Origin of the sequence: Streptomyces sp. HUAS ZL42, assembly GCF_040782645.1 — a bacterium.
In the GTDB taxonomy this organism is placed as follows: Bacteria; Actinomycetota; Actinomycetes; order Streptomycetales; family Streptomycetaceae; genus Streptomyces.
In genome coordinates, this window is record NZ_CP160403.1 from 2,749,730 (window position 1) to 2,766,721 (window position 16,992).

Sequence of the window (16,992 nt, forward strand, 5' to 3'; positions counted from 1 at the left end):
CTCTCTCCCGCTCAGAACTCGATGCGCTCGCGGCGGGTGACGCGCAGCGTGATCACGGACAGGACCAGCGTGAGCAGCAGCATGATCACGCCCATGGCGCAGGCGTAGCCGCTCTTCCCGAAGTAGAGGAAGTTGCGCATCATCACCGTCGACATGACATCGCTGGCATGGTCGGGACCGCCGCCGTACGCGCCCATGTTCTGGGTCATGGAGGCGACCAGGACGAACATGTCCATCGCCAGGATGCCCAGGTAGACCCAGGCGGTCTGCACGCTGTCCCAGAGGAGCGGCAGCGTGATGCGCAGGAACGACTGGGCGCGGCCCGCGCCGTCGATGAGGGCGGCCTCGTAGATGTCCCTGGGGATCGACTGCATGGCCGCCGAGAACAGCACCAGGTAGAAGCCGACGCCGTGCCAGACGGCGACCAGGATCAGGGCCCAGCGCACAAAGCCCGGCTCGTTGAGCCATTCCACCGGACTGTCCGCGTCGACCAGTCCGGTTTTGATCAGGAAGCCGTTGAGCATGCCGCCGCCGTCACTGCGGTACACCGCGTTGAACAGCACCGCGACAATCGCCAGCGACAGCACCTGCGGGAAGAAGTAGATCACTTTGTAGAACTTCGATCCGCCGACACCGCTGACGCCGCCGGCCCGGCTGCGTCCGCCCACGTTCACCATGAAGGCGAAGAACAGGGCGAGCAGAATGGTGATCAACGGGATGAACACCAGGAACTGGATGTTGTGCCAGACGGCGTCCAGGAAGACGTCGTCCTGGAACAGGGCCTTGTAGTTGTCGAGACCGATGAACTCGAAGGTCTGCGACTGCCCCTTCCAGTCGGTCAGCGAATAGCCGAACGTCTGGATGTACGGCCAGATGACGAAGATCAGATAGAGCGCCACGGGGATGAACAGAAACCCCGCGATGAACCTGTACTGCCCTTTGCGCATTGGCGTTTTCCTGCCCCTGGGGTCCTCCCCCGGGCCGGAGGTCCTCCGGCCCGGGATACGGCGTGCGGTCAGTCCCGGTGGTTCTTCTTCGAGGCCGGGTCCTTGGCCTGCTTGTCGACCGCGGCCTGGGCGCGCTTGAGCCACTCCTTCGGCTGGATGCGCTTGGCCATCAGTTCGTTGGACGCGGCCTCGAGGGCGGCACCCATCTCGCTGTACCAGTCGACGTACATGTAGCGGAAGGTGTTGTCGCCCGCCGCTTTGGACGCCTCGACGGTGGACTGGGTCCCCGGCCGCAGCTGGACGCTGGTGTCCACGCCGTCCTTGAGGATGGTCAGCGAGTTCGCCTCCTTGGCGAACTGCGTCGACCACTCCTTGGAGAGCATGCGCCGCATGAACTCCTTGGCCCCGGCGAGGTTCTTCGCCTTCACCGGGATGATGAAGGGCTCTCCGGCGCCGGCCCGGATCGCCTCGAAGGGCAACTTGCTGTCGGGCAGCAGCGGCATCGGCATGAACTTCATGTCGAAGTCCGCGGGCGTCGTCTTGAGCTGCTCGTTCTCCAGCCAGGAACCGCAGGTGATGAAGGCGGCCTTGTACTGGTTCCAGCGGGTCTGGGACTCGGTGTGGGTCAGGCCGTTCGTGCCGGGCATCAGCAGGCCCTTCTCGACGACCTCGTAGATCGCCTCGACGCCCGCCTGCGCCGCCTCTGAGCCGACGAAGGCCTTGGGGTCGAGGTTGTCGATCGCCTTCATGGCGTCCAGGCCGCCCTTCTTGGCGATCAGGTCCATGATGGCGACGTTGATGTAGTACGGGTACTTGCCCTGGTGGGCGAGGCCGCCGATGCCCTGCTTCTTGGCGTCCTGGCAGACGGCGAGGAAGTCCGCCCAGGTCTTGGGCTCCTCCCAGCCCTTCTCCTTGAAGAGCTTGCCCGAGTACCACAGGCCCCAGACCGTGTAGATGTAGTTGAGGGCGACGACCTTGCCCTCGAACGTGCCCGGGTCGAGGGTGCCGGGGATGACGGTGTCACGGACCTTCTTGGAGGGGTCGTCGACCGACGGGGCGTCCAGTACCTCGGCGAGGTCGAGGAGCTGGCCGTTCTTGTTGAGGACGTCGACCTTGATCTGCTGGGCGCCGGAGTCGTCCACGATGTCCGGCGGGTTGCCGGCGTTGAAGCGGGGCTGCAGCTTGCCGGTGATCTCCTGTGTCCCGGTGTGGGTGGAGGTGATGCCGAGCTTCTTCTGGAAGTCGGCCTCCCACACCTTGGCGTAGTTGTCGCCGTAACCGCCCTTGAAGATGACGACGTCGAGCTTGCTGCCCTTCTCGGCGCCGAAGGGGTTCTCCTTGGTCGCCTTTCCCTTGGACGTGTCGTTGCCGGAGTCGTCGTCCCCGCCGCCGCTGGCACACGCGGACAGGAAGCTCATCGTGGGAACGGTGATCAGGCCGAGTGCGGCGGACCGCTTGATCAGATCACGGCGGCCGACACCTTCAAAACCGCCGTTGCGCGCAGAAGTGGATCCCATGCTCAAGTCCTCGCCTTCTCCAGGACTCAGGCGGTGAACCGGATCCTCCCCGGCACCGCTGTCGGGTCAAGCAGGGTCGTGCAGGAAGTGCGGATCGTGGTGAATCGCCGACAGGTATAGTCCACTTCCCGTGGGCGGAGCAAGATCGAATGCAAAGTTCGCCATTGGTCTTTTCCGAAGTGAGACCTCGCGGAAATATGAGCCGCCTGTGGGCGCCTTGCCGGAAAAATCCGCGACATAGGGCCCGGATGCCACGAGCAACACCCTTGACACCGCTAACCACTTGCCCCACTACTGGTTCCTGCGCATCGAAGTTGACAACGTTGTCCAGAGCGCAGGAGGGGTGCCTGCAGATGCAGCGCAGACATCGGCACAGAGGATTTCCGGCGGTCGTGATCACGGCCGCCTTACTCATGGCCATGGGTTCCCAGGGGGCCGCGGAAGCCCTGCCCGCCAAGGCCCCTGCCACCACCGGGTCTTTCGCGTCCTCCTTCGAGGCGGACGATCCGGCCCCCGACTGGCTCAGCACCGTCGACACCGCGCCGGACGGCGGCAAGCGGGCTTCCGGCGTCGACGGCGGCTACAGCAGCGGCATCCCCGGCAACGTCACCGACCATGTGACCGACGTCCGGGCGAGCGGCGAGTACACGGACGCCGGCGAGGTGAAGGAGAACCTCGTCGACGGAGAAGCCGGCACCAAATGGCTGACCTTCGAACCCACCGGCTGGGTCGAGTTCGACCTGGACAAATCACTCAAAATCACACAATACGCACTCACTTCGGCCAATGACTTCGCCGAGCGCGACCCGGCCGACTGGACCCTCAAGGGCTCCACGGACGGCAGCGACTGGAAAACCCTCGACACCCGCTCCGGCGAGTCGTTCCCCGAGCGGTTCCAGACCAGGACGTACGACATCGCCGAGCCGGCCGCCGAGTACCGGCACTTCCGGCTCGACATCACGAAGAACAACGGCGCCTCCGGCATCCTGCAACTCGCCGACGTGCAGTTCTCGACGGGCGGCGGTGACGGCCCCGTCCCGCAGGACATGCTCTCCCTCGTCGACCGCGGCCCGAGCGGCTCGCCGACGGCGAAGGCGGGTGCCGGCTTCACGGGCAAGCGGGCGCTGCGCTACGCCGGGCGGCACACGGCCGACGGGCGGGCGTACTCGTACAACAAGGTCTTCGACGTCAACGTGGCCGTCCGGCGGGACACGCAGCTGTCGTACCGGATCTTCCCGTCGATGGCGGACGGGGACCGCGACTACGACGCCACGAACGTCTCCGTGGACCTGGCCTTCACGGACGGGACCTACCTGAGCGACCTCGGGGCGCCCGACCAGCACGGCTTCGCGCTGTCTCCGCGGGGGCAGGGCGCCGCCAAGGCGCTCTACGTCAACCAGTGGAACAACGTCGTGTCGCGGATCGGGTCCGTCGCCGCCGGGCGGACGGTCGACCGGATCCTGGTGGCGTACGACTCCGCCAAGGGGCCGGCGAGGTTCCGCGGCTGGATCGACGACGTGACGATCAAGGCTGTCGCTCCCGAGAGGCCGAAGGCCCACCTGTCCGACTACGCACTCACCACCCGCGGCACCAACTCCAGCGGGAGCTTCTCGCGCGGCAACAACTTCCCGGCGACCGCCGTGCCGCACGGCTTCAACTTCTGGACGCCCGTCACCAACGCGTCCTCGCTGAGCTGGCTGTACGACTACGCACGTGCGAACAACGCGGACAACCTGCCGACGATCCAGGCGTTCAGCGCGAGCCACGAGCCCAGTCCCTGGATGGGCGATCGGCAGACCTTCCAGGTGATGCCGTCCGCCGCCTCGGGCACCCCGGACACCGGGCGTACGGCACGGGCGCTGGCCTTCCGGCACGAGAACGAGACCGCGCGGCCGTACTCGTACGCGGTCCGCTTCGAGAACGGTCTGAAGGCGGAGATGGCGCCGACGGACCACGCGGCCGTGCTCCGCTTCACCTACCCCGGCGACGACGCGAGCGTGCTGTTCGACAACGTGACGGACCAGGCGGGCCTCACCCTCGACAAGGCCGCCGGAGTGATCACCGGGTACTCGGACGTGAAGTCCGGGCTGTCCACCGGCGCCACCCGGCTCTTCGTGTACGGCGTCTTCGACAAGCCCGTGACCGAGGGCGCCTCGAGCGGTGTCCAGGGCTACCTGCGCTTCGACGCGGGGGCCGACCGCACGGTCACCCTGCGCCTCGCCACCTCGCTCATCAGCGTCGACCAGGCGAAGGACAACCTGCGCCAGGAGGTCCCGGACGGCACGTCCTTCGAGACGGTCAGAACCCGCGCCCAGCGCGCATGGGACCGGATCCTCGGCAGGGTCGAGGTCGAAGGAGCGACACCGGACCAGCTGACCACCCTGTACTCCAGCCTGTACCGGCTGTATCTGTACCCCAACTCCGGTTTCGAGAAGGTCGGTTCGAAGTACCAGTACGCGTCCCCGTTCTCGCCGATGCCGGGTCCGGACACCCCGACCCACACCGGCGCGAAGATCGTCGACGGGAAGGTGTACGTCAACAACGGCTTCTGGGACACGTACCGGACGACGTGGCCGGCGTACTCGCTCCTGACTCCCGGTCAGGCGGGCGAGATGGTCGACGGTTTCGTGCAGCAGTACAGGGACGGCGGCTGGACCTCGCGCTGGTCGTCGCCGGGGTACGCGGACCTCATGACCGGCACCTCGTCGGACGTCGCCTTCGCGGACGCATACGTCAAGGGCGTCGACTTCGACGCGGAGACGGCGTACGCCGCGGCCCTGAAGAACGCCACGGTCGTGCCGCCCTCCTCGGGTGTGGGCCGCAAGGGGATGACCACCTCCCCCTTCCTGGGCTACACGAGCACCGACACGCACGAGGGCCTGTCGTGGGCGCTGGAGGGATACCTCAACGACTACGGCATCGCGCGGATGGGCCAGGCCCTCTACAAGAAGACCGGCGAGAAGCACTACCAGGAGGAGTCGGCGTACTTCCTCAACCGGGCCCGGGACTACGTCAACCTCTTCGACTCCAAGGCCGGCTTCTTCCAGGGCCGGAACACGAAGGGTGACTGGCGGGTCGACTCGTCCGCGTACGACCCGCGCGTCTGGGGCTACGACTACACCGAGACGAACGGCTGGGGCTATGCCTTCACCGCCCCGCAGGACAGCCGGGGCCTGGCGAACCTGTACGGCGGCCGCGGCGGGCTGGCGGAGAAGCTCGACACGTACTTCGCCACCCCGGAGACCGCCTCGCCCGACTTCGTCGGCTCGTACGGCGGTGTCATCCACGAGATGACGGAGGCGCGGGACGTGTGGATGGGTATGTACGGGCACTCCAACCAGGTCGCCCACCACGTCAACTACATGTACGACGCGGCCGGACAGCCCTGGAAGACGCAGAAGAACGTCCGCGAGGTGCTGTCACGGTTGTACACCGGCAGCGAGATCGGGCAGGGCTACCACGGTGACGAGGACAACGGCGAGCAGTCGGCCTGGTTCCTGTTCTCCGCACTGGGCTTCTACCCGCTGGTGATGGGCAGCGGAGAGTACGCCGTCGGGTCCCCCTTGTTCACCAAGGCGACCGTGCATCTGGAGAACGGGAAGGACCTGGTCGTCAGGGCGCCGAAGAACAGTGCGCGGAACGTGTACGTGCAGGGTCTGAAGGTCAACGGCAGTACGTGGACCTCGACTTCGCTCCCCCACTCGCTGCTCGCGAAGGGCGGGGTCCTGGAGTTCGAGATGGGTCCGCGGCCGTCGTCGTGGGGCACCGGCAAGAACGCCGCCCCCGTGTCGATCACCAAGGACGACAAGGTGCCGACGCCGCGTGCGGATGTGCTGCGGGGCGAGGGCGCGCTCTTCGACGACACGTCGGCGACGGCTGCGAGCGTGACCGCCGTGGACCTGCCGGTCCCGGCGCGTGCGAAGGCCGTGCAGTACACCCTGACATCGTCGGACCGGACAAAGGCCCCGACCGGATGGACGCTCCAGGGGTCCTCGGACGGCACGACGTGGACACCGCTCGACCGGTGCTCCGGTGAGTCCTTCGCCTGGGACAGACAGACCCGGGCGTTCTCCGTGGGATCACCCGGTACGTACGAGAAGTACCGCCTGGTCCTCGACGGTGAGGCAACCGTCGCGGAGGTCGAACTCCTCGCCTGAGAGACCGAGTTGGCGGTGCATGTGCGCCGCCGACTCCTCTCAAGACACGAGGCGTTGGGAGCCGACTGCAGCTCAGTGATAGAGACAGGGCCATGGAGTTCTTCTGTTACCACCGCGATCGGCCCGGCTCCACGGCGCTGCGCCACGAACTGCTGGAAGAGCACTGGTCCTACATGGACCGGTACGCGGCGGAGATGATCGCCCGGGGTCCGACCTTCGCCGACGACGGCGAGACGCCCACCGGCAGCGTGCACATCGTCGATCTGCCGGATCCCGCCGCCGCCCGCGCGTTCGCCTTCGACGAGCCCAACTACCAGGCCGGCGCGTACCGCGACGTGCTGCTGCGCCGGTGGCGCAACACGCTGGGGCGCACCATGTGGGACTTCCCGGGTGGCCCGGCCGGTGGCAACCGGTACCTGGTGCTCGGCCTCGGCTCCGGGGAGGCCGCCGACCTCGAAGTGCCGGCCGACCGGGACGAGCTGATCGCGTACGGGCCCCTGCTCTGCGACGACGGCACCACCTGGCTGGGTACGGCGGCGCTCGTCCGGGCGCCGGACCCGGAGGCGGCACGTACCGTCCTGACCCCGGAACGCTACGCCGACATCGAGGTCCACGACTGGGAGTTCGGCGGCCGGCGGTAGCCGGGTGCGGCCGTCTGATCTGGAACAGCGGGTCCGGCGGACGTGCGGCTCACCGTCCACCGGACCCGCCAGGAGCGGCAGTTCAGCCGACCCTGCAGGGAAGGCTCGTCGTGCTGTCACCGCCCGAGCCGGAAACGACGTAACCGAAGGTCGCGCTCTGCCCCGGACTCAGTGATCCGTTCCAGTCGGCGTTGTGGACCATCACCGCCTGGCCGTTGTACGTCGCGTTGCCGTTCCAGAGGCTTTCGACCTGCTGGCCGGCCGGGAGGGTCCAGTCGACCATCCAGCCCAGCATCGGGACGTCGCCGGTGTTGGTGACGGTCACCTCGGACTGGTACCCGCCGGACCAGCTGTTCGTCGTACGGCGGGTGGCGGAGCACTCGCCGGGCACCGGGTCGGTGGGGCTGCCCGGGTCGTGAATGCCCGTCACCTCGCCGTTGCCGCCGTCGAAGACGACGTCGGAGCAGGAGTAGAACGTCTCCTGGCTGTCGGAGCGCTGCCACACCATGTAGATGATGTGGCGCCCCGACTTGTTGGCCGGGAGCGTGCCGGTCCAGGAGTAGTCGGCCTCGACCGTGCCCGGGCTGCCGTTGAGCGGCGGGTGGTCGACCGTGAGGAAGGGCTGGTCCTCCATGGCGTCCCAGGTGAGGGTCTGCTTCGGGTCGAAGCCGTCCTTGGTGACGTAGACGTAGAACCAACCCGGGTGCGCGGCCCAGGCGTTGTACGAGAAGTCGACCGCCGCGCCGGAGGTGAGGTGGGTGAGCGGCCAGTCGTCGCGCGGCAGGTTGAAGCCGGTGAAGTTGGTGTTGCCGCCGCTGCACAACTGACCGTCCGGCACGAAGCCGCGGGTGCGGCCGGCGCCGTCCGAGCGCAGCACGGAGAACCAGTTGTAGAACGGGGTGGTGCCACTGACCTGCTGGGCCGCCTTGCAGGCCGGGTTGATGGGCTTGATCTCGCCGGTGTCGGTCAGGCCGTCCTGCCAGCACAGGAAGGTGCGGCTGCCGGGTTTCATGGGGGTGCCGTGGGCCTCCGCCTTGCCGCCGGCCGTCATGACGAGGCCGAGGGCGGGGATCGTGGCGAGGAGGGAGACCAGGACCAGGAAGAGGGCTCTGACGCGTAGTAGTTTTGTCAGGATCATGACAGATCAGTCCGTCCTTCCGTGTACGGACCGTGCGGGTGGGGGGTGCGCGTGCGGGCGTGTGGAGCGGGAGCGTCCCTTCCGGCAGGTTCCGGTCCACCGGAATATGGGAGCGCTCCCACTCCATCTGCTGCGGAAAGTAGCGCCGCGGGGCGTACTTGTAAACGCATGACGCAGGGCACGCAGGGCGCGGCAGTGACGCGACGCGCGTCAACGTGCGCCGTGGCATCGCCGCTTCGGGTGGCGGTACCTTCGTTCGTACGATCACGCCGCGTATCGGCGTCCACACTGGCGTCCATGGGAGCAGTGATGACCACACCCCAGCAGGGACGGGCCACCGAGGACACCTGGATGTTCCCGCCGGCCGACGGCTGGACCTTCGACCAGGTCAAGCACTTGGAACTGCCCTTCGACTGGGAACTCGTGGACGGACGGATCGTGGTTCGAGGACAGACCAAGCTCTGGCACAACCAAGTCAGGGACATGCTGGCGGCAGCTCTGAAGACGGCGAGCACCGAGCCGTATCGGGTCGTTGCCGAGCAATGCTTGTTGGTGGACGACCAGAACACACCCAAGCCCGACGTGATCGTCTTCGACCCTCGAGAGCTGAACTTCTTCGAGGTCGAGTGTGTTCCGGTGGGGAAGGTCTCCCTCGTCGTGGAGGTCGTCTCCCCCGGCTCCCGCCAGGACGACCGAGTGCGCAAGCCCGCCCTCTTCGCGGCGCACAAGGTCCCCTGCTACTGGCGTGTGGAACTCGACCGGGATCAGCGGCTCGCGGTGCACGAGTACTGGCTGAACGCGGACACACGTTCATACTTCCCGGCCCCCCTGCACCCGGTGCACCACGACAAGCTCATCACCGAGATGCCTTTCCCGGTCGAGATCGATCTCGACGCCCTCGTCGGTTTCTGATCCCCCTCGCCGAAGGACGGGGTGGGTGATGACCCGGGACATCCTCACCCGGACACGGCGAAGGGCCGCACCCCCGGCGAACCGGGAGGCGGCCCTCGACTGCCTTGCCGTACCGCTTACTCGACCGCTTACTTCCGGATCAGGCTGCGCAGCACGTACTGCATGATGCCGCCGTTGCGGTAGTAGTCGGCCTCACCGGGGGTGTCGATGCGGACGACCGCGTCGAACTCGACGCCCGTGTCGGTGGTGACCTTGACCGTGCGCGGCGTGGTGCCGTCGTTGAGCTCGGTGACGCCCGCGATGGAGAAGGTCTCCTCGCCGGTCAGGCCGAGGGACCCGGCCGAGGCGCCCTCGGGGAACTGCAGCGGGAGCACGCCCATGCCGATGAGGTTCGAGCGGTGGATGCGCTCGTACGACTCGGCGATGACGGCCTTGACGCCGAGGAGCGCGGTGCCCTTGGCGGCCCAGTCGCGGGACGAGCCGGAGCCGTACTCCTTGCCGGCCAGGACGACCAGCGGGATGCCGGCGGCCTGGTAGTTCTGCGAGGCGTCGTAGATGAAGGAGACCGGGCCGTCCGCCTGCGTGAAGTCGCGGGTGTAGCCGCCCTCGGTGCCCGGCGCGATCTGGTTGCGCAGGCGGATGTTGGCGAACGTGCCGCGGATCATGACCTCGTGGTTGCCTCGGCGGGAGCCGTAGGAGTTGAAGTCACGACGCTCCACACCGTGCTCGGTGAGGTACTTGCCGGCCGGGGTGTCGGCCTTGATGGCACCGGCCGGGGAGATGTGGTCGGTGGTGACCGAGTCGCCCAGCTTGGCCAGGACGCGGGCGCCGGTGATGTCGGTGACCGGGGTCGTGTCCATGGTCATGCCCTCGAAGTACGGGGGCTTGCGGACGTACGTCGACTGCGGGTCCCACTCGAAGGTGTTGCCGGTCGGGATCGGCAGCGCCTGCCACTGGGCGTCGCCCGCGAAGACGTCCTGGTAGGACTTGTTGAACATGTCCTCGCCGATGGCGTTGGCGACGACGTCGTTCACCTCGGCCTCGGACGGCCAGATGTCCTTCAGGTGGACCGGGTTGCCGTCCTGGTCGGTACCCAGCGCGTCCTTGGTGATGTCCACCTTCATGGAGCCCGCGATGGCGTACGCGACGACCAGCGGCGGGGAGGCCAGGTAGTTCATCTTGACGTCGGGGTTGATACGGCCCTCGAAGTTCCGGTTGCCGGAGAGGACCGAGGTGACCGCGAGGTCGTGGTCGTTGACGGCCTTGGATACCTCCTCCGGCAGCGGGCCGGAGTTGCCGATGCAGGTGGTGCAGCCGTAGCCGACCAGGTTGAAGCCGACCTTGTCGAGGTAGGGAGTCAGGCCCGCCTTGTCGAAGTAGTCGGTGACGACCTTGGAACCCGGGGCGAGCGTGGTCTTGACCCACGGCTTGCGGGTCAGGCCCTTCTCCACGGCCTTCTTGGCGACGAGCGCCGCGGCGACCATGACGTACGGGTTGGAGGTGTTGGTGCAGGAGGTGATGGCCGCGACGGTCACCGCACCGTGGTCGATCTCGTAGGTCGAGCCGTCGGGGGCGGTGACGGTGACCGGGTTGGACGGCGCGCCGTTGGGGTGGATGGCCGGGGCGTCGGAGGCCGGGAAGGACTCGACGCCCGCCTCGTCCACGGTGTCCACGTAGTTGCGGACGTCCTGCTTGAACTGCTCGGCGGCGTTGGCGAGGACGATACGGTCCTGCGGACGCTTCGGGCCGGCGATCGACGGCACGACGGTGGACAGGTCCAGCTCGAGCTTCTCGGAGAAGTCCGGCTCGGCCTTCGGGTCCAGCCAGAGGCCCTGCTCCTTGGCGTACGCCTCGACGAGCGCGACCTGCTGCTCGGAGCGGCCGGTGAGCTTGAGGTAGTTCAGGGTCTCGTCGTCGATCGGGAAGATCGCGGCGGTGGAGCCGAACTCCGGCGACATGTTGCCGATGGTTGCGCGGTTGGCCAGGGAGGTGGCGGCCACGCCCTCGCCGTAGAACTCGACGAACTTGCCGACCACACCGTGCTTGCGGAGCATCTCGGTGATGGTGAGGACGAGGTCCGTGGCGGTGGTGCCGGTGGGCAGCTCGCCGGTGAGCTTGAAGCCGACGACACGCGGGATGAGCATCGAGACCGGCTGGCCGAGCATCGCGGCCTCGGCCTCGATGCCGCCGACGCCCCAGCCGAGGACGCCGAGGCCGTTGACCATGGTGGTGTGCGAGTCGGTGCCGACGAGGGTGTCGGGGTAGGCCTGGCCGCCTCGGACCATGACCGTGCGGGCCAGGTGCTCGATGTTCACCTGGTGGACGATGCCGGTGCCGGGCGGGACGACCTTGAACTCGTCGAAGGCGGTCTGGCCCCAGCGCAGGAACTGGTAGCGCTCCTTGTTGCGGCCGTACTCCAGCTCGACGTTCTGGGCGAAGGAGTCCGGGGTGCCGAACTTGTCGGCGATGACGGAGTGGTCGATGACCAGCTCGGCCGGGGCCAGCGGGTTGATCTTCGCCGGGTCGCCGCCGAGCTCCTTGACGGCCTCACGCATGGTGGCGAGGTCGACGACACAGGGCACGCCGGTGAAGTCCTGCATGATCACGCGGGCCGGCGTGAACTGGATCTCCTGCGACGGCTGGGCCTGCGAGTCCCAGCTGCCGAGGGCGCGGATGTGGTCGGCGGTGATGTTCGCGCCGTCCTCGGTACGGAGAAGGTTCTCCAGCAGGACCTTGAGGCTGTAGGGCAGGCGGGCCGAGCCCTCCACCTTGTCCAGCCGGAAGATCTCGTACGACTCGTCGCCCACCTGCAGCGTGCTGCGGGCGTCGAAGCTGTTCGCCGACACGACAGTCTCCTTCATTGATGTGCGCGTACCACCACACCGCGAACCATATGCGGCTACCGCCGCGGGGTGCCGCCACGGCATCTGGGCCGATCCGATAAGGTAAGGCTAAGTTAGGTAACCCTTACCGCCAGACCGGCGATGACGTGCGACTGCGGTGCACCTCGGCAGATATCTCGATGTCGAGATAACTCTAGTACATGGGGCCGGGATGGTCATGTCCTGCCCCGGACCGACCATGCCGATATCGAGTGGCACGGGCCACACCGTGGCGCTTGAACGCTCCACCGCGACCGAACTGGACTCGGTTCGCCAGGTCGGGGTAGCCGACACCCGAGGGCACGTATCCGGACTCTTCGACAGGAGGCGCGATGCCGCTCACGTTCCGCAAGAGTTTCCGCACCCTCCCCGGGGTGCGCCTGAACATCAACAGGCACTCCTGGTCCATCACCACCGGCGGCAGGAACGGACCCCGTCACACCCGCAGCAGTACCGGACGACGTACGACATCGATGGATTTGCCCGGACCTTTCGGGTGGCGTCGCACCCGTAGTACCAGGCGCCACTGACGGCCCGTCACCCGAACGGACCCCCCAGGAGGCGCCATCTCATATCTGAGATAACCTCAACCTCATGGCAGACGATTACCTCGTACGCATCGGCAAGCTCATCCGTGACGCCCGGCAACACCGGGGCTGGACACAGGCGCAGCTGGCCGAGGCGCTCGGCACCAGTCAGAGCGCCGTCAACCGTATCGAGCGCGGTAACCAAAACATCAGCCTTGAGATGATCGCTCGAATCGGTGAAGCCCTGGAGAGTGAGATCGTCTCTCTGGGCTACGCGGGCCCGATGCATCTGCGAGTGGTCGGCGGGCGTCGGCTGTCCGGTGCCATCGACGTGAAGACGAGCAAGAACGCGTGTGTGGCCCTGCTGTGCGCCACCCTGCTCAACCAGGGGCGCACGGTGCTGCGCCGGGTCGCCCGCATCGAGGAGGTCTACCGCCTCCTGGAGGTCCTGAACTCCATCGGTGTCCGCACCCGGTGGATCAACGGCGGTGTCGACCTGGAGATCGTGCCGACGTCGGAGCTGAACATGGCGGCGATCGACGCCGAGGCCGCCGTACGCACCCGGTCCATCATCATGTTCTTCGGTCCGCTGCTGCACCGCATGGACCACTTCAAGCTGCCGTACGCCGGCGGCTGCGACCTCGGGACGCGGACCATCGAGCCGCACATGATCGCCTTGCGCCGGTTCGGTCTGGACATCGCGGCGACCGAGGGCCAGTACCACGCCCGGGTGGACCGGTCCATCCGTCCCGACCGGCCGATCGTGCTGACCGAGCGCGGGGACACGGTCACCGAGAACGCGCTCCTCGCCGCCGCCCGGCACGACGGCGTCACGGTCATCCGCAACGCGTCCTCCAACTACATGGTCCAGGACCTGTGCTTCTTCCTGGAGGCGCTCGGCGTCCGGGTCGAGGGCATCGGCACGACGACGCTGACCGTGCACGGCAGGCCGACCATCGACGTCGACGTGGACTACTCCCCCTCCGAGGACCCGGTCGAGGCCATGAGCCTGCTGGCCGCCGCGGTCGTGACGGAGTCGGAACTGACGGTGCGGCGCGTGCCCATCGAGTTCCTGGAGATCGAGCTCGCGGTGCTCGAGGAGATGGGTCTCGACCAGGACCGTACGCCCGAGTACTTCGCCGACAACGGCCGTACCCGTCTGGTGGACCTCACCGTCCGGCCCTCCAAGCTGGAGGCGCCGATCGACAAGATCCACCCGATGCCGTTCCCCGGCCTGAACATCGACAACGTCCCGTTCTTCGCGGCCATCGCGGCTGTCGCGTCGGGCAAGACCCTCATCCACGACTGGGTCTACGACAACCGCGCGATCTACCTGACGGACCTGAACCGCCTGGGCGGCCGCCTCCAACTCCTCGACCCCCACCGGGTCCTGGTCGAGGGCCCCACCCGCTGGCGCGCCGCCGAGATGATGTGCCCGCCCGCGCTGCGCCCCGCAGTGGTCGTCCTGCTGGCGATGATGGCGGCGGAGGGCACGTCCGTGCTGCGGAACGTCTACGTCATCAACCGCGGGTACGAGGACCTGGCCGAGCGGCTGAACTCCGTCGGGGCGCAGATCGAGATCTTCCGGGACATCTGAGGGCGAGTCCCGCATCGGCTGCGCGGCGGTGATGAGCGTGCGTCACGCCGCCCTGGACAGGCCCTTCAGTGCCCGCCCTGCGATCTCGTCGACCGGCCCTACGGCCTGAACGGTCAGCAGGATGTCCGCGTAGTGGTCGAGCAGCGGGGCGGTCTGATGCTCGTAGACCCGCTGTCGGTGGCGGACGACGTCCTCGGTGTCGTCCGGCCGGCCCCGCTTCAGCAGTCGCGCGACCACCACGTCCTCGGGAGCGGTGAACTCCAGTACGGCATCCAGTCCGGTCCCGGCGCCGGCCAGCAGAGCGGTGAGTTCCCGCGCCTGCGGCACGGTGCGCGGGAAGCCGTCCAGCAGGAAGCCGTGCCGGGCGTCCGGGCGGCTCAACCGCTGGCGGACCATTCCGGCCGTGACGTGGTCCGGGACGAGTTCGCCCGTCTCGAGATACCGCTCGGCGTCCCGCCCGAGCGGCGTCCGGCGGGTCACGTGTTCGCGGAACAGGTCCCCCGTGGAGATGTGGGGGACGCCGAGCCGCTTGCTGAGAATGGCCGCTTGGGTGCCCTTGCCCGCTCCGGGAGGGCCGATGAGGACGAGTCGCATCAGCGTGTGCCGCCTTCCGGTCGTTGCGCCTCGGACGCGTTTTTCGTGGTGTGGACGCGGGGCGCCCCCGTGTCTCATTCCGGCCCTGCCTGTTCTGCGCTGCCCGCCGGTCGGTCCGTCTGCCGGTTCCCGCCCGTCTGACCGGCGTTGATCAGGTCCATCACGGAGGCGTCGGCGAGCGTGCTGACGTCGCCGACCTCCCGGTGTTCGGCGATGTCGCGCAGCAGCCGACGCATGATCTTCCCGGACCTGGTCTTGGGCAGTTCGGGGACCACCGTGATCCGCCGGGGTTTGGCGATCGGGCCGATCTGCTGCGCCACGTGCTCGCGCAGCGCCGGGACCGCCGCCTGCGAACCGGCACCGGTGGCGCTGCCGCGCAGGATGACGAAGGCGACGATGGCCTGCCCGGTCGTCGCGTCCGACGCTCCGACCACCGCGGCCTCGGCCACCGCGGGGTGCGAGACGAGCGCCGACTCGACTTCGGCGGTGGAGATGCGGTGCCCGGAGACGTTCATGACGTCGTCGACCCGGCCCAGCAGCCAGATGTCGCCGTCCTCGTCATAGCGCGCGCCGTCGCCGGCGAAGTAGTGACCGTGGTCGGCGAATCGGGACCAGTACGTCTCCCGGTAGCGCTCCTCGTCACCCCACACGCCGCGCAGCATGGACGGCCAGGGCTGGTCCAGAACGAGGTAGCCGCTCTCGCCCTTGCCGACCTCGCGGCCCTGGTCGTCGACGACCTTGGCGGAGATGCCCGGCAGCGGGGCCTGCGCCGAGCCGGGCTTGGCGGTGGAGCCGGGCAGGGGCGCGATCATGACCGCCCCGGTCTCGGTCTGCCACCAGGTGTCCACGACCGGCGCCCGGTCGCCGCCGATGTGCTTGCGGTACCAGCGCCACGCCTCGGGGTTGATCGGCTCACCGACACTGCCGAGCACGCGGATCGAGGACAGGTCGTAGCGGGCCGGGAGCTGCTCGCCCCACTTCATGAAGGTGCGGATGACAGTGGGGGCGGTGTAGTAGACCGACACACCGTACTTCTCGATGATCTCGAAGTGCCGTCCCTCGTGCGGGGTGTTCGGCGTCCCCTCGTACAGGACCGACGTCGTCCGGTTGGCGAGCGGCCCGTACACGATGTACGAGTGCCCGGTGATCCAGCCGATGTCGGCGGTGCACCAGTGGACGTCGGTGTCGGGGTCCAGGCCGAAGGCGGTGCGGTGCGTGTACGCGGCCTGGGTGAGGTAGCCGCCGGAGGTGTGCAGGATGCCCTTCGGGCTGCCCGTCGTACCGGACGTGTAGAGGATGAACAACGGGTGCTCGGCGTCGAACGGTTCGGGTGTGTGCTCGGCGGACTGCCGCTCGACGAGGTCGTGCCACCACAGGTCGCGGCCCTCGGTCCAGGGCACGTCGGTGCCGGTGCGGCGGACCACCAGGACGTGGTCGACACCGGGGGTGTGCTCGACCGCCTCGTCGGTGTTCGCCTTCATGGGCTCCGCTCTGCCCCGCCGGTACTGCCCGTCCGAGGTGATGAGGAGCCGGGCCCCGGCGTCCTCGATCCGGGAGCGCAGGGCGGCGGGGGAGAATCCGCCGAACACCACGCTGTGCGGGAGTCCGAGCCGGGCGCAGGCCAGCATGGCGAACACCGCCTCGGGGATCATGGGCAGCTGGATGGCGACCCGGTCGCCCGCGGTCAGGCCGAGGGAGAGCAGGGCGTTTGCCGTCCGGCAGACCTCGCGACGCAGGTCCGTGTAGGTGATCGTGCGGGTGTCGCCGGGCTCGCCCTCCCAGTGGAAGGCGACCTGGTCGCCATGGCCGGCCTCGACGTGCCGGTCGACGCAGTTGTACGCCACGTTCAGCCTGCCGTCCGTGAACCAGCGGGCGAACGGCGCGTCCGACCAGTCCAGGACCTGGTTCCACGGGGTGTCCCAGCACAGCTGTCCGGCCTGTTCGGCCCAGAACGCCAGGCGGTCGGTGGCGGCTCGGGCCTGCAGTCCGGCGACCGCGTCGCCCCGGGTGGGTGGCGGGTTCTCGGGAGATGCGGGGTGGGCGCAGCGCGGGGACATCGAGATCCTCCAGTGGGGTGCGG

11 protein-coding genes are annotated in these 16,992 nt (G+C 68.0%); 5 read left to right on the forward strand and 6 right to left on the reverse strand.

Going from position 1 to position 16,992, the window contains the following annotated elements:
* Nucleotides 1-11: 11 nt before the first annotated feature.
* Complete coding sequence (locus ABZO29_RS12615) at nucleotides 12-947, reverse strand: carbohydrate ABC transporter permease (RefSeq protein WP_367320276.1); 936 nt, start codon at nucleotides 945-947, stop codon at nucleotides 12-14.
* Nucleotides 948-1,015: 68 nt separating this feature from the next.
* Nucleotides 1,016-2,464 carry an N-acetylglucosamine/diacetylchitobiose ABC transporter substrate-binding protein gene (ngcE, locus tag ABZO29_RS12620; protein WP_367320277.1) on the reverse strand — a complete coding sequence of 483 codons (1,449 nt, stop codon included), beginning with the start codon at nucleotides 2,462-2,464 and terminating at the stop codon, nucleotides 1,016-1,018.
* A gap of 413 nt (nucleotides 2,465-2,877) precedes the next feature.
* On the opposite strand from ngcE, the gene ABZO29_RS12625 reads away from it, so the two are divergent.
* On the forward strand, nucleotides 2,878-6,621 hold the full coding sequence (locus tag ABZO29_RS12625; RefSeq protein ID WP_367326117.1) for a GH92 family glycosyl hydrolase: 3,744 nt from the start codon (nucleotides 2,878-2,880) through the stop codon (nucleotides 6,619-6,621).
* 92 nt (nucleotides 6,622-6,713) lie between these two features.
* On the forward strand, nucleotides 6,714-7,262 hold the full coding sequence (locus ABZO29_RS12630; protein WP_367320278.1) for a YciI family protein: 549 nt from the start codon (nucleotides 6,714-6,716) through the stop codon (nucleotides 7,260-7,262).
* Nucleotides 7,263-7,344: 82 nt separating this feature from the next.
* Here ABZO29_RS12630 and ABZO29_RS12635 read toward each other — a convergent pair whose 3' ends face one another.
* Nucleotides 7,345-8,400 (reverse strand): lytic polysaccharide monooxygenase, encoded by a 1,056-nt coding sequence (locus ABZO29_RS12635; protein WP_367320279.1) that lies wholly within the window; start codon nucleotides 8,398-8,400, stop codon nucleotides 7,345-7,347.
* Nucleotides 8,401-8,697: 297 nt separating this feature from the next.
* On the opposite strand from ABZO29_RS12635, the gene ABZO29_RS12640 reads away from it, so the two are divergent.
* Complete coding sequence (locus ABZO29_RS12640) at nucleotides 8,698-9,312, forward strand: Uma2 family endonuclease (protein WP_367320280.1); 615 nt, start codon at nucleotides 8,698-8,700, stop codon at nucleotides 9,310-9,312.
* Between the two features lie 128 nt (nucleotides 9,313-9,440).
* On the opposite strand, the gene acnA is transcribed toward ABZO29_RS12640, so the two are convergent.
* A complete protein-coding gene (gene acnA, locus ABZO29_RS12645) occupies nucleotides 9,441-12,158 on the reverse strand; it encodes an aconitate hydratase AcnA (protein ID WP_367320281.1) in 2,718 nt (905 codons plus the stop codon).
* Nucleotides 12,159-12,526: 368 nt separating this feature from the next.
* Between acnA and ABZO29_RS12650 the strand changes: the two genes are divergently transcribed.
* The gene (locus ABZO29_RS12650) at nucleotides 12,527-12,724 is read left to right on the forward strand and encodes a DUF4236 domain-containing protein (RefSeq protein WP_367320282.1); all 198 of its coding nucleotides are present in this window, start codon (nucleotides 12,527-12,529) and stop codon (nucleotides 12,722-12,724) included.
* A 64-nt stretch (nucleotides 12,725-12,788) separates the two neighbouring features.
* On the forward strand, nucleotides 12,789-14,318 hold the full coding sequence (locus ABZO29_RS12655; RefSeq protein ID WP_367320283.1) for a helix-turn-helix domain-containing protein: 1,530 nt from the start codon (nucleotides 12,789-12,791) through the stop codon (nucleotides 14,316-14,318).
* Nucleotides 14,319-14,360: 42 nt separating this feature from the next.
* Here ABZO29_RS12655 and ABZO29_RS12660 read toward each other — a convergent pair whose 3' ends face one another.
* Together ABZO29_RS12660 and acs are read right to left on the reverse strand one after the other, a co-directional pair.
* Nucleotides 14,361-14,912, reverse strand: coding sequence for an adenylate kinase (locus ABZO29_RS12660; protein WP_367320284.1), 552 nt, complete (start codon nucleotides 14,910-14,912; stop codon nucleotides 14,361-14,363).
* 74 nt (nucleotides 14,913-14,986) lie between these two features.
* On the reverse strand, nucleotides 14,987-16,969 hold the full coding sequence (acs, locus tag ABZO29_RS12665; RefSeq protein ID WP_367320285.1) for an acetate--CoA ligase: 1,983 nt from the start codon (nucleotides 16,967-16,969) through the stop codon (nucleotides 14,987-14,989).
* Nucleotides 16,970-16,992: the final 23 nt, after the last annotated feature.

What these genes read in the sequence shown, in the direction of transcription:
- ABZO29_RS12615 (WP_367320276.1), bottom strand. Translation starts at nt 947, where the DNA reads ATGCGCAAAGGGCAGTACAGGTTCATCGCGGGGTTTCTGTTCATCCCC.
- ABZO29_RS12660 (WP_367320284.1), bottom strand. Translation starts at nt 14,912, where the DNA reads ATGCGACTCGTCCTCATCGGCCCTCCCGGAGCGGGCAAGGGCACCCAA.
- ngcE (WP_367320277.1), bottom strand. Translation starts at nt 2,464, where the DNA reads ATGGGATCCACTTCTGCGCGCAACGGCGGTTTTGAAGGTGTCGGCCGC.
- ABZO29_RS12640 (WP_367320280.1), top strand. Translation starts at nt 8,698, where the DNA reads ATGGGAGCAGTGATGACCACACCCCAGCAGGGACGGGCCACCGAGGAC.
- acs (WP_367320285.1), bottom strand. Translation starts at nt 16,969, where the DNA reads ATGTCCCCGCGCTGCGCCCACCCCGCATCTCCCGAGAACCCGCCACCC.
- ABZO29_RS12650 (WP_367320282.1), top strand. Translation starts at nt 12,527, where the DNA reads ATGCCGCTCACGTTCCGCAAGAGTTTCCGCACCCTCCCCGGGGTGCGC.
- ABZO29_RS12655 (WP_367320283.1), top strand. Translation starts at nt 12,789, where the DNA reads ATGGCAGACGATTACCTCGTACGCATCGGCAAGCTCATCCGTGACGCC.
- ABZO29_RS12630 (WP_367320278.1), top strand. Translation starts at nt 6,714, where the DNA reads ATGGAGTTCTTCTGTTACCACCGCGATCGGCCCGGCTCCACGGCGCTG.
- ABZO29_RS12625 (WP_367326117.1), top strand. Translation starts at nt 2,878, where the DNA reads ATGGCCATGGGTTCCCAGGGGGCCGCGGAAGCCCTGCCCGCCAAGGCC.
- ABZO29_RS12635 (WP_367320279.1), bottom strand. Translation starts at nt 8,400, where the DNA reads ATGATCCTGACAAAACTACTACGCGTCAGAGCCCTCTTCCTGGTCCTG.